At 63.3% G+C, this 12,725-nt stretch carries 8 protein-coding genes; 1 reads left to right on the top strand and 7 read right to left on the bottom strand.

Annotated features, from left to right (window positions below):
* Nucleotides 1-7 precede the first annotated feature (7 nt).
* Nucleotides 8-1,252 carry an ABC transporter substrate-binding protein gene (locus C2U70_RS03385; RefSeq protein ID WP_140976449.1) on the bottom strand — a complete coding sequence of 415 codons (1,245 nt, stop codon included), beginning with the start codon at nt 1,250-1,252 and terminating at the stop codon, nt 8-10.
* Between the two features lie 192 nt (nt 1,253-1,444).
* Here C2U70_RS03385 and C2U70_RS03380 point away from each other — a divergent pair, with 192 nt between their 5' ends.
* Nucleotides 1,445-3,556, top strand: coding sequence for a carbamoyltransferase C-terminal domain-containing protein (locus C2U70_RS03380; protein ID WP_246666653.1), 2,112 nt, complete (start codon nt 1,445-1,447; stop codon nt 3,554-3,556).
* Here C2U70_RS03380 and C2U70_RS03375 read toward each other — a convergent pair whose 3' ends face one another.
* The 6 genes from C2U70_RS03375 to C2U70_RS03350 form a co-directional block, all read right to left on the bottom strand.
* Nucleotides 3,557-4,462, bottom strand: a complete 906-nt coding sequence (locus tag C2U70_RS03375; RefSeq protein WP_140976447.1) for a DMT family transporter — start codon at nt 4,460-4,462, stop codon at nt 3,557-3,559.
* Nucleotides 4,463-4,978: 516 nt separating this feature from the next.
* Nucleotides 4,979-5,998, bottom strand: coding sequence for a hypothetical protein (locus tag C2U70_RS03370; RefSeq protein WP_140976446.1), 1,020 nt, complete (start codon nt 5,996-5,998; stop codon nt 4,979-4,981).
* 162 nt (nt 5,999-6,160) lie between these two features.
* Nucleotides 6,161-7,033, bottom strand: a complete 873-nt coding sequence (locus C2U70_RS03365; RefSeq protein ID WP_140976445.1) for an NAD(P)-dependent oxidoreductase — start codon at nt 7,031-7,033, stop codon at nt 6,161-6,163.
* Nucleotides 7,034-7,035: 2 nt separating this feature from the next.
* Nucleotides 7,036-8,167 (bottom strand): peptide chain release factor 2 gene (prfB, locus tag C2U70_RS03360; protein ID WP_140976444.1). Its coding sequence is split into 2 segments (ribosomal slippage): nt 7,036-8,097 and nt 8,099-8,167, totalling 1,131 coding nucleotides; the frame shifts between segments, so codons are not numbered across the junction.
* Nucleotides 8,168-8,274: 107 nt separating this feature from the next.
* Nucleotides 8,275-10,770, bottom strand: coding sequence for a penicillin-binding protein 1A (locus C2U70_RS03355; RefSeq protein ID WP_140976443.1), 2,496 nt, complete (start codon nt 10,768-10,770; stop codon nt 8,275-8,277).
* A gap of 222 nt (nt 10,771-10,992) precedes the next feature.
* A complete protein-coding gene (locus C2U70_RS03350; RefSeq protein WP_140976442.1) occupies nt 10,993-12,297 on the bottom strand; it encodes an N-acetylmuramoyl-L-alanine amidase in 1,305 nt (434 codons plus the stop codon).
* Nucleotides 12,298-12,725: the final 428 nt, after the last annotated feature.

Raw genomic sequence — 12,725 nt, 5'->3', positions numbered from 1 at the left:
GGCGGAGCTACTGGCTCCGCTCGTGGCCGACTTCGCCGGTGATGACGTCGCCAAAGAGCTCCCAGGATTCGCCGTTGAAACGCATCAACTGCATCTGCTCGATCGGGAAATAGTCGTCCGGCGAGGTGTTGACCATGATGCCCGGCAGCATCAGGTCGGAGTGAAAATTCTTCAGGCTGGCGGCCTGCTTCATGACGTTCTCGCGCGTGAGAGTGTCGCCGCACTGCTTCAAGACCTGAACCATCGCCTCCGACTGCACGTAGCCGTAGATGTTGTTGGCATTCGCCTTGTCGCCGTCGGGATAGTATTTGTCCATGAAGGCGCGCCATTTCTGCACGGCCGGATCCTTGTCCCAGGCCGGATCGGTCGGGTCCTTCAGATAGGCGGTCGAGATGATGTCCTTGGACGCTTCGAGGCCTGCGGGCTTCAGCACGGAGGCAACCGATGTGGCGGTGTTGGCCAGGAAGAATTTTGGCTTCCATTTGAGCTCGGCCACCTTCCGGATCGCCTGCGCAGACCCCTTTGGTGCGGCCCAGGAGAAGAAGATGTCGGCGCCGGAATCGTGCAGCGCGACGATCTGCGAGTCGATCGAGGGGTCGCTCACCTCGTAGGACTTGTCGGCGATGATCATGCTCGCCTTGTCGCCGAGCCCGTCGCGCAGACCCTTGACCTGGTCCTTGCCGGCATCGTCGTTCTGCCAGAACACCGCGATCTTGCTGTTGGGAAATTTGTCGAGGATGTATTTTGCGTAGATGCGTCCTTCGCTCTGGTAATTGGGCTGGAATCCCATCGTCCAGGGAAAGTTCCTGGGATCGCCGAACTTGGTCGCGCCCGAGGCCACGAAGAGCTGCGGCACCTTCTTCGTGTTCATGTACTTCATGATCGCGGAGTTGGACGGCGTGCCCAGCGACTGGAAGATCAGCAGCACTTCGTCGCTCTCGACCAGCTTGCGCGCCTGCTCGATCGCCTTGGGCGGGCTGTAAGCGTCGTCATAGGAGATGAAATTGATCTTGCGGCCGTTGATCCCGCCCTCGTCGTTGATCATCTTGAAGAAGGCGGCCTCGGACTTGCCGATCACGCCATAGGAGGATGCCGGCCCGCTATAGGGCATGATGTTGCCGATCCTGATCTCGGTATCGCTGGCGCCGGGATCGTATTTCTTCTGGGCCAGGGCTGGGCTCGCGATGAGCACTCCGGCCGCAAGCATGAGGGCAAGGCTTCTGACGACAAGGCTTCCGCGACGACCCGGCATCGTTCTCTCCCCTTTTTGTAATCTTGTTGTGCGCAAGTGTCGCAAGGCATCCCGCGACTGGCAAGCCTTTGCATCTTCCGCTTTGCGAAATGCCATTGTTGTCTTCAGCCAATTATGTTTGATGCACGGCGAAGATTCGGACGGGCCCGCGCATTGGAACTGACAAAACGAATTGGACCGCGACATCCGAGATTGGGCGCAGCCGGATTCCGCCTTGCGAAATGGCTCGCCACAAAGGTCTTTGCGCGCGCCGACTTCCACCAGATCGACTCGGCCTTCGCGCAGCAGCGCCTGGCGCTGGCGCGCGAAAAACTCGCACGCGGCGAAACGCTTTATCTCGCGGGCCTCGGCGCCCCCGGCACGCATAATTCCGGTGTGGCCCTAGTTGAAGTGAGCGCTGCGACGGGACCGCGCCTCATCCTCAACAACGAGGAAGAGCGCTTCTCCGGCAACAAGCACACGACCGAATATCCGGCGCAGTCGATCGACGCGATGGTCGCAGCGCTGCGCGCAATGGGCCGCGATGCCGGCGATATCTTTGCCTGGCTCACCTCATGGGACTATCCGGCGCTTACGGGCACGCTGGTGCGCTCCCTGTTAGAGGAAGCGCCGCAAAGCCTGCGCCTCGCGCGCAACACCGAAGCCGCGGGCTTTGACGGCCGCCGTCTCGACGAGATGACGCGCACGCCAAAAAAGCTGGCCCACCAGCTCGGGCTCGGCGAACGCGTGCCGCTGATCACGATGCCGCATCACGACAACCACTCCTGGTTCTCCTATGCGGCCTCGCCCTTTGCCGAGGGCGACGGGAAGGTCGCCATCGCTGTGCTCGACGGCACCGGCGACCTCGGCTCGATCTCGCTCTATGTCGTTGAGAACGGCGAGATGCAGCGTCTGTACTGCAACGAGAGCATGTTCGACTCGCTCGGCGCCTTCTACAGCGTGATCTCATCGACGCAGGGCGGCTGGACCTGGCTGTCGAGCGAAGGCCGCTACATGGGCGCCGCCGCCTGGGGCGACATGGATCGCGCCAGCAATCCCTACTACGCGTGTCTGAGGCAGGTGCTGCATCTCGGCGACGGCGGCACGGTGCAGATCAACCGCGCGATGGCGAACTGGTATTGCGACCCCTTCGACCATCCCTACAAGCAGCCGCTGATCGACATTCTGGGCGAACCACTACGCCCGGACCAGCTCTGGAACCCCGACGCTGTCTTGCGGGTCGAGGACATCCAGCACCGGCCCGACACGCAGGATCGTCTCGACAAGGCCGCCGCGACGCAGCTCGTGTTCGAGGACGCCATGATCCACGTCGTGGATCATCTGTTGCGCACGACCGGCACAAACCGCGTGGTGCTCACCGGCGGCGTCGCGCTCAATGCGGTCGGCAACATGCGGCTGCTCGAGCATTTTGGCGAAGGCTGGTTCGCCAAAGCACTGGGACAAAAGGCGCGGCTGCATCTTTGGGTACCGCCGGTGCCAGGCGATCCCGGCGTCACCATCGGTGCCGCCTGGCTGTTTGCTCACTTGGCCGGCGCCCGCCGCGGCCCGCCTCTACGCCATGCCTTTTATTGCGGCCTGCCGCCGGCGCGGAGCGATATCGAGACCGCGCTCGCGGCCGATGACATCGCATCACAGCGCCTCGGCGATATCGCCACGCCTGCGGGCCGCGACGCCATCGCCAACCTCATGGCGTCGATCGTCGCGCAATCCGGCGTCATCGCGCTTTATCAGGGCGCGGCGGAAACCGGCCCGCGCGCACTCGGTCATCGCTCGATCTTCGCCAACCCCTGCGATCCCGCCGCCCGCGAAAACCTCAACGCGCGCGTCAAATACCGCGAGGCCATCCGGCCGCTGGCGCCAATGGCGACGTTGGAGGCCGCCCAGCAATATTTCGTGCTGGAGGACGGCGTCGCCGACGGCGGCTACAACGCCTACAACTACATGGTGATCACGGCTCATGCGAAGCCGGGCGCACGTGAGAAGATTCCGGCCGTCATCCACGCCGACGGCACCGGCCGCATCCAGGTCGTCGGTCCTGACGAGGATCCCCTCACCTACGCCTACCTCAAGGCGCTGGGCCGTCGTATCGGCGTCGAAATGTCGGTCAATACGTCGTTCAATGTCGCCGGCCCCATCGCGCAAACGCCGCAACAGGCGATCGACACGCTGCGCCGCTCGAAAGGCCTCGATGTCGTGATCCTTGTCGCCGCCGACGGCAGCGTCTACGCGGCCTGGCACGGCGGCGAGCGCGACAGCGGACGGTTCAAGACCTGGCTTGAGGAATGGCAGGCGGCACGCGGCTGACTATCGCCGCAGCCATGTTAGCACACGCCCGTCGATCACCAGCAGCGCGCTCGCGATCACGAGAGCGCCGACGATCTCGCGCAGCGAGATCGGTTCGCTCAGCGCGAGATAGCCAAGCAGGATCGCGGTGACTGGGATGAGCAGCGTCACGAGCATCACATTGGTCGCGCCCGAGCGCCGCAGGATCTGGAAGAAAACGAGATAGGCGAGCGCGGTCGAGAGGCCGGCCGAGCCGAGCACGGCGAGCCACGTCGTCACCCCAGGCATCGACAGGCGCCATGGCTGATCGATGATGGAGGCCAGTACGGTCATCATGACCGTTGACGCAATTAGTTGGCACGCCGCCGTCGAAAGCGGCGGCGATGTCGACAACCAGCGCCGCGCGACCAGGCCTGCAAATCCGTAGCTGAGCGCGGCCGCAAGGCAGAGCAGGATCCCGATCCCCTGCCCGGTCAACAGCTCGACACCCGCCCCGCGCAGGATGATCACGCCCACGAGCCCCACGACGACGCCGGCGACACGCCGCGCAATCAGCTTCTCCTCTCCGGCAGCCGCCATCACAACGACTCCAAACAGCGGCGTGGTGGCGTTGAGGATCGATGCGAGCCCGCTCGAAATGAACAATTGACCGGTCACGATCAGCGAGAACGGCAGCACATTGTTGAGAAAGGCCATGACGACATACGGGCGCCAGCCAACGATATCGCTGGGAAGACTGATCTTATAGAGCCGCAGCAGCGGCAGCAGGAACGCCGCGCCCAGCCCGACCCGCAGCAGCACCAGCGTCAGCGGCGGCAACTCCCGCAACGCTGCGCTGTTGAAGAAGAACGAGCCGCCCCACAGGACCGAGAGGAAGCCGAGCAGCAGCCAGTCGCGCGCGTCGATCCTGTCATCGGTGGGAAGCATGGCGTCTCGCTGCGACCAAGCGCACCGCCTAACGCGAAGCGGTAGCAGCGGCCACCCGATTCCTGGACGAAACTTTGCGGACTGTTTCAGGGTGACACAGAACTGACCAGCGCGGCCCGCACGATGGGCTCTAAAGAGCAAAAGAATACCGCCGCGCCGAACGTACATTCCCACTCGACTGCGAGAATGCGACCTTCAGTCCACACCATTCAAAATAAGTTGCTCACTGCACGTTTCTACTTTGCTAAGAGGCCATCCTTTTGTATCAGTAGCGCAATTTTTTCGATCGGATACGACATGCTCAAGCAAGCCGTTTCGATGTGGTCCGCGGAGCCAGCGGCATCTCTCAATTCACCAACTCCGCGTAATGGGTCCGGCAATGGCGGGGCGGAGCCATCTGTTCAAGACTATTTGGCGGACATCGCCCGTATTGACCGCGAAGAGCATATCGAAGAGCTGCGGAAGAGATCGCGTTGTGCCCACCGATGATCTTCAGGCCACCGGCGGGCCGTCCGGCTAAGCATATTCCACTCGTTCACCTTTCAAGATTATCCCAAGCGTCTCGAAGGTCTTGAAGGCATCGCCAGCTAGTTGGTGCATCACGCGCAGGTCTACCGTAAGCGAAATACTGCCCTGACCATCGAATACGTGTGCCTTCCGCGTATCGATACAAATCAGCGCTGGCACGACCAATCCATCGACCTTTAGCCATCCGGGACTTGCCGCTTCCGTACGCCCGCAGATCGGAACTACGAGGAACGACCGATAGAACTGCCCCGTCACGACCCTATTGGGTTCGACGAATTGCTCACCTCGCGCCTCAAGTTCGGTGATAAATTCCGCAACGTCCCCGCACGCGAAGTGATCCTTCTTCGGCACGTAATAACCGCGTGAGACCGGATCACTCGGGATCATTTGTCGGTATGCGGCATTGTGTCCAATCGGGATCGGATTCCTCTCCAGCCAGTCGTCGTAACGAATCCGCGTGAAGTCGGCGTAAGAGCGAACGAGAGGTCGATAGTGTGGAAGCAACCGACCGCTGTCACTCTCTGCCATGAGATCGATGCGCTTGATATTCGCTTCGAACGCGATCTTCGGCCCTTTCATCGCGGAAAAGATTTCGGTCGCGGACACACAGATCTGCCTGAGGTAGTCGCGATGGATGCTCTTTAGCTCTCCAAGTTTCTTCTGCGGCATTCGCTTGCCGCTAAGTCTGAGATTCAGGAGTTCATGTGCCTTCCGGTAGAACTCATCCTCCGCCGCGCGCAGCGTTGACCACGCCTTGTCGATCATGGTCTGCTTTCGCCGAGTGCGGATGCGTATCACGGCCAGAGCGATCGCTAGGCCGGACGTCGTCACCCCGCCAGCGATCGCAAGTAGCGTAGTGTGATGATCGCGAAGATACGCGCTCCCGAGCCAGAGAATCGGCCCAGCACTACCCACGACAATGAAGACATTGGCGACAAAGCGCGCCACATCACCGGCCCTGAGACCGATGCGCCAAGCCCGCTTTACAGACTTGTCGAAGGGCACCACCAGTAGGTTCTCCCTCTGGCCTATCCAAAGAACGTATTCCAGGACTCCTTTATTGCAACCGACGCGGGAGGGGCGTGTCAAATAAACTAGTCGAGAGCAGCTAAATTTCGTTTAGAGGCCGCAGCGCGACTCTTTGTTTCTCCATGTGCGGAAAGGGAGCCCCTATTTCGGCCGCGACACCAGCTCGATCATGCGGCCTTCGTCCTCATCGGGCATCACCGCCTTGGCCTTTGCGTAGGCCTCGACCGCAGCGCGGGCGACCAGCGGTTGGCCTGCGAGCAGGCTCTCGGCGAGCTTCACGGCATAGGCCGCATCCTTGTGGCGCAGCGATGCCGTAAACGTCGCACCGGCAAAATCGCGCGCCACCATGCGCTTTGAATGACGCAGCACCTGCGGACTTGCGGCGACCCCACCCTGGATCGCTTCCAGCACGAGCTGCATGTCGAGCCCGGCCTGTTCGGCAATTGCGAGACCTTCCGCAAGGCCGGCGATCTGGATCGCGCCCATGAGATTGTTGATGAGCTTGTAGACCGTCCCCGATCCGATGGCGCCGAAATGGCGGATGGTCGAGCCGATCGGTTCAAGAAAAGGCCGCGCACGTTCGAGATCGGCTGCGTCGGCGCCGACCAGCAGCGTCAGCTTTCCAGCTGCGGCCGCATCCGGCAGGCCCGTCACGGGGCAGTCGATGTAGATCAAGCCGCGGCCATTGAGCTCTCGCCCGAGCGCACGCGCGTGATCGTAGGAGACCGTGGAGCACTCAATCGCGATCGTGCCGGCCTTCATCGTCTTGGCCGCGCCGGTGGCGCCGAGCCAGACCGCACGCGAGGCGTCATCGTCAGCAACCATGGTGACGACCGCGTCGGCATCAACAGCAGCATCCTCGGGCGACGTCGCCCAGCGCGCGCCGCGCGCGATCAAATCCTCAGCCTTGGCTTTGCTGCGATTCCAGACCGCGACGGTGTGGCCGGCATCAAGATAGCGGCCGGCCATGCCATGGCCCATCCGTCCAAGCCCGATGAAGGCAATGCGCGCCATGACTAATCGACGTCCTCGATGTCGGCACCGGTGGTGCCGAAGGCGCGCTGCGCCAGCGTCGCCGCCATGAACTCGTCGAGGTCGCCGTTGAGCACGCCCGACGTGTCCGACGTCTGCACGCCCGTGCGGAGGTCCTTCACCATCTGATAGGGCTGCAGCACGTAAGAGCGGATCTGGTGGCCCCAGCCGATATCGGTCTTGGCGGCCTGGTCGGCGGCGGCCTTCTCCTCACGCTTCTTCAGCTCGATTTCATAAAGGCGCGCGCGCAGCATGTCCCAGGCCTGGGCCCGGTTCTTGTGCTGGGAGCGGCCGGCCTGGCAGACCACCGCGACGCCGGTCGGGATATGCGTGAGCCGCACCGCGGACTCGGTCTTGTTGACGTGCTGGCCACCGGCGCCGCCCGAACGCATGGTGTCGGTCCGGACGTCGGATTCCTTGATGTCGATCTTGATGCTGTCATCGATGACAGGGAAGACCTGCACCGACGAGAACGAGGTGTGCCGCCGCGCATTGGAGTCGAACGGCGAGATGCGCACCAGGCGGTGCACGCCGGCTTCCGTCTTCAGCCAGCCATAGGCGTTGTGACCGGAGATCTGGATGGTCGCCGACTTGATGCCGGCTTCTTCGCCCTCGGACTCTTCGAGGTATTCGACCTTGAAGCCATGCGTTTCGGCCCAGCGCGTGTACATGCGCAACAGCATCTGCGCCCAGTCCTGGCTCTCGGTGCCGCCGGCACCGGCATGGACCTCGAGATAGGAATCGAAACGATCGGCTTCGCCCGAGAGCAGCGCTTCAAGCTCGCGCCGCGCGACCTCCTTCTTGAGGTTTTTCAGCGCGGTCTCGGCCTCGGCCACGACGCCGTCATCGCCCTCGGCCTCGCCGAGCTCGATCATGCCGATATTGTCCTCGAGCTCCTGCTCGACCTTGCCGATGCCCGACAGCGAATCCTCCAGCGAGGTCCGCTCCTGCATAAGCTTCTGGGCCTTCTGGGGATCGTTCCAGAGATTGGGATCTTCTGCGAGCTTGTTCAGCTCAGCGAGGCGCGCCGTCGATTTCTCGACGTCAAAGATGCCTCCTCAGCAGCCCGACAGACTGCTTGATCTCTTCTACCAACCGTTCGATTTCGGCGCGCATGTCGTTCTCTGATCCCGCGGAATTTTCCGCGTGCGAATGAAAGGGGGATGTAGCGGCGGCGGCCGCAAAGCGCAACCGCCGGAACCGTGATCAAGGCCTTATTGGCGTCAGTACAATCCGCCAGTGCCGGGACGCATGAAGAAGCCGGAATCCGGCGGCGCCTGCTGCGGCAGACGACCATCGGCATCGGCCACGCCAATGACCGAGTAGTTGTCGGGCGGCGCCGTGCCCGGCTTGAAGGCTTCGAGGATGGTGCCGCCGGTCTCGCCCGGACCTGCGCGCATGCCGGTCTTGGAGACGACGCGGATCAGCTTGATGCCGGCCGGCACCTTGAACGGAACCGCCTGCTTGTCGGCGAGCGCGAGCTTGAGGAAATCGCGCACGATCGGTGCCGCGAGATGACCGCCGGTCGCGGCATTGCCCCGGCCGAGCGGACGCGGCTTGTCAAAGCCCATATAGACGCCGACCGCGATGTCGGGCGAGTAGCCGACGAACCACGCGTCCTTGGCCTCGTTGGTGGTGCCGGTCTTGCCCGCGATCGGCTTGCCGACTTCCTTGATGACGGTGGCCGTACCGGCTTGGACCACGCCTTCCAGCAGCTCGGTGATCTGATAGGCGGTCATGGCGTCGAGCACCTGCTCGCGCCGGTCGATCAGTTGCGGCTCGGCCTGGTTCTTCCAGCCGCCCGGCGCGTCGCAGCCGCGGCATTCGCGCTGGTCGTGCTTGAAGACCGTGTGACCGTAGCGATCCTGGATGCGGTCGATCAGGGTCGGCTTCACGCGGCGGCCGCCATTGGCGATCATCGAATAGGCCGTGACCATCCGCATGACCGTGGTCTCGCCGGCGCCGAGCGAATAGGACAGATAGTTGGGCAACTCGTCGTAGACACCCAGGCGTCTCGCGTATTCTCCGATCAGCGGCATGCCGATGTCCTGGGCAAGCCGCACCGTCACCGTATTGCGCGACAGCCGCAGCGCGTTGCGCAGGGTCATCGGGCCGTTGTACTTGCCGGCGTCGAAGTTCTCGGGACGCCAGACGCCGGCGCCCTGCCCCTGGTCGATTTCGATGGGCGCGTCGACCACGACGGTCGACGGCGTGTAGCCGTTGTCGAGCGCGGCCGAATAGACGATCGGCTTGAACGACGAGCCGGGCTGCCGATAGGCCTGGGTAGCGCGGTTGAACTGGCTCTGGTCGAACGAGAAGCCGCCGACCATGGCGAGCACGCGGCCGGTCCAGGGGTCCATCACCACCATGGCGCCGGATACTTCGGGAATCTGGCGCAGACGGTACTGGCCTTCAACCGGATTGCCGTCCTTGTAGAGCGGATCGGCATAGATCACGTCGCCGGGCTGCAGCACCTGTGCCACCGAGCCCGGTGTGCGGCCCTTCGCATTGCCGGACGCCGCGCGCGCCCATTTCACGCCATCGACCGTGATGAGGCCGGTCTCGCGCTGCTTGCTGATCGCGCCGCCGAGCTCGCGGCCCGGCTGGAAGCCGATCCGCGCCGACTGGTCGCTGGTCTCCAGCACGACCGCCATCCGCCACGGCGAGATATCGCCGAGCGATTTGACGTCGGCGAGCTTCACGCCCCAGTCGCCGGAGATGTCGAGCTTGCTGATGGCTCCGCGATAACCCTGTTGCTCGTCGTAATTGACGAGGCCGGTCACCATGGTCTTGCGCGCCATCACCTGGATCTTTGGATCGAGCGTGGTGCGGACCGACAGGCCGCCTTCATAGAGCTTCTTCTCGCCGTAGCGCTCGAAGATGTCGCGGCGGACTTCCTCGGCAAAATATTCGCCGGCGAAAGTGTGGGCGCCGTTGCCGCGGCTGGCGACGACGAGCTGCTCCTTGCGCGCCTTGTCGGCGTCGGCCTGCTTGACCCAGCCGTTCTCGACCAGGCGGTCGATCACGTAGTTGCGGCGCTCGATGGCGCGGTCGCGGTTGCGAACCGGATGCAAAGTGGCGGGCATCTTGGGCAGCGACGCCAGATAGGCGGCCTCCGAGATGGTGAGCTCGTTCACCGACTTGTCGAAATACACCAGCGATGCAGCCGCAATGCCGTAGGCGCCGAGGCCGAGATAGATCTCGTTCAGATACAGCTCGAGGATCTTGTCCTTGGAGTAGGTGCGCTCGATGCGCATCGCCAGCAAGGCTTCCTTGATCTTGCGGGCGAACGAGACTTCGTTGGTCAGCAGGAAGTTCTTGGCGACCTGCTGGGTGATGGTGGACGCACCCTGCGGACGGCGGTTGGAGCCGTAATTCTGGATGTAGGCGACGCCGGCACGTGCCATGCCAGTGTAATCGATGCCGCCGTGCTCGTAGAAGTTCTTGTCCTCGGCCGCGAGGAAGGCGTTGATCACGAGTTTCGGCACGGCCTGGATCGGCAGATACAGCCGCCGCTCCTTGGCATATTCGCCAACCAGCGAGCCGTCGACGGCGTGAACGCGAGTCATCACCGGCGGTTCGTAATCCTGAAGCTGAGAGTAGTCCGGCAAGTCCTTGGAGAAATGCCAGATCAGTCCGGCGACGGCGCCGACACCAACCAGGAAGACAACTGTTCCCGCGGCGAACAGGAAACCGAAAAACCGCACCAGCAAGCGCATTATCTGTCTATCCGTCCCAGCCCTTGAATAACCTTTGGCGCCGCAAAAGGCGCTTTCCTCATGAACCGAAGTCTTCGGCCGAACAGGGCACGAAGCCCTAACACGCCTGGCCCTAAACACGCTTGCCGGGGGATCTCACCGATTCCGGGTCCCCCATCCAGATTTTATAAGGCGCCCGCTGTGGCCAAACTAGGGCTTTGGACGGCTTGCCCGGCTCCCTTTTCAGTTGCCTTGCCCGGCCGTGGCCAGCCGCTTGGCCAGGAACGCGTCGATCGCCTGCGCCATCGAGGTGACGGTCTTTGACCGCCAGTTCTCCGAGACCAGGTGCTCGAGGTCGCCTTTGTTCGAGACATAGCCGAGTTCCACCAGCACGGACGGCACATCGGGCGCCTTCAACACCCGGAACCCGGCCGATTTCAGGGGATGCTTGTGCATCCGCACAGTGGTCTTCATCTCGCCCATCAGGAGACGGGCGAAGCGGTTTGAAAAGGTGCGGGTTTCCCGCTGCGCCAGGTCGATCAGGATGTCGGCGACCTCGACCGGCTCCTCGGTCAGCTTGACGCCGCCGATCGCGTCCGCCCGGTTCTCGGCGTCGGCCAGCCGCTCCGCCTCGGCGTCCGAAGCCTTGTCCGACAGCGTGTAGATCGTGGCGCCCTGGGCATCGCCTTCCGCCCGCGGCAGCGCGTCGGCGTGGATCGAGACGAACAGCGCGGCGTTGAGGCCGCGGGCAACCTTCACCCGATCGTTCAGCGGGATGAACGTGTCGTCGTCACGGGTCATGACGACCTTGTACTTGCCGCTCTTCTCCAACCGGTCGCGGAGCGCCAGGCCGAAGGCAAGCACCAGATTCTTCTCGCTCTCGCCGCTCGACTGCGTCCCATTATCCAGACCGCCATGGCCGGGATCGATGACCACGACCGGCCGCGAGTCGGCCGGTGCCGCAGGCTTCTGTTGTTGGGTGGGCTCGGACTTCGCGGCGACCGTTGCCGGCGGCGCCTCCGCCGTTCCGCTGCGCAACGCAAGGCGGCTGTCAGGCGCCAGCGATTGGATAAAAGCGGCGCGATCGACCTCCTCGAGCTCCAGCACCAGCCGCGCCGGCTGGCCGTTAGCCGCTTCGAGCACGTAGGAGTTGGCAATCTTGGAGGGCCCGTTCAGGTCCACCACGATGCGCGAGCCGCCGGGCATCACGAGGCCATAGCGGAACGCCTTGACCAAGCCGCGCCCGGTGGCGCCGACGCCGGCGGGGAGCTGGAAGTTGATCTGGGGAATGTCGACCACGACACGGTAGGGATCGCCGAGCGTGAAGGCGCGGAAGGTGACGGTCTGGTCGAGGTCGAGGATGAAACGGGTCTGCTTGGCATCGCCCGCGAGGCGCGCACCCGTCGCAACAGGGAAATTCGAAGCTGCCACCGGTGCTTGCGGGGCGGTTTCAGCGGCATTCAACCCGATCGAATCGGCACACGCCAATGCTGCGCCGCACAGCAGCGCGCACCCCAGCAAAGTCAGTTGATTTGCGCGGCTCGCCACCGATTCCGTGCCTCCGAGCAGCCCTTTTAACGCAATAGAACCACAGGGTTAATCAGCTCTTAACGTTCCCCTACCAAATCTCGCCGACTGTGACTGTCAAGCGACGCTCCCTTGCACGAAGGTCGCATTCCACGTATGTACGAGATGCTGACGGCCAATATTTCCGGTTGTGTCGCAATCAGCCTCCCGGTGCAGCGCCGGAGCTCCCAAGGTTTGGGAATTCCAGCGTTTTCCGTCTCCCTTCAAGGCCAGCGCGGCGCGCGGCAGCGAGGTGTGGGCGGGTTCCAGCTCCGGCGGCGACGGTCCCGGGTTACCATTCACGGTCCAGGGACGGTTTTGACCAGCGGCGCAGCCTCTAACCCCAGTCCCGAGCACGGGGCCGGTTTGTTGATCCTCAGGCGTGCGCTTCGGCGCCTGGCCAGCAGCGA

Source organism: Bradyrhizobium guangdongense (assembly GCF_006483445.1).
Classification (GTDB): domain Bacteria; phylum Pseudomonadota; class Alphaproteobacteria; order Rhizobiales; family Xanthobacteraceae; genus Bradyrhizobium; species Bradyrhizobium guangdongense_A.
Note: the sequence above shows the minus strand (reverse complement) of the source record. Positions and strands in the feature narration are given on the sequence as shown.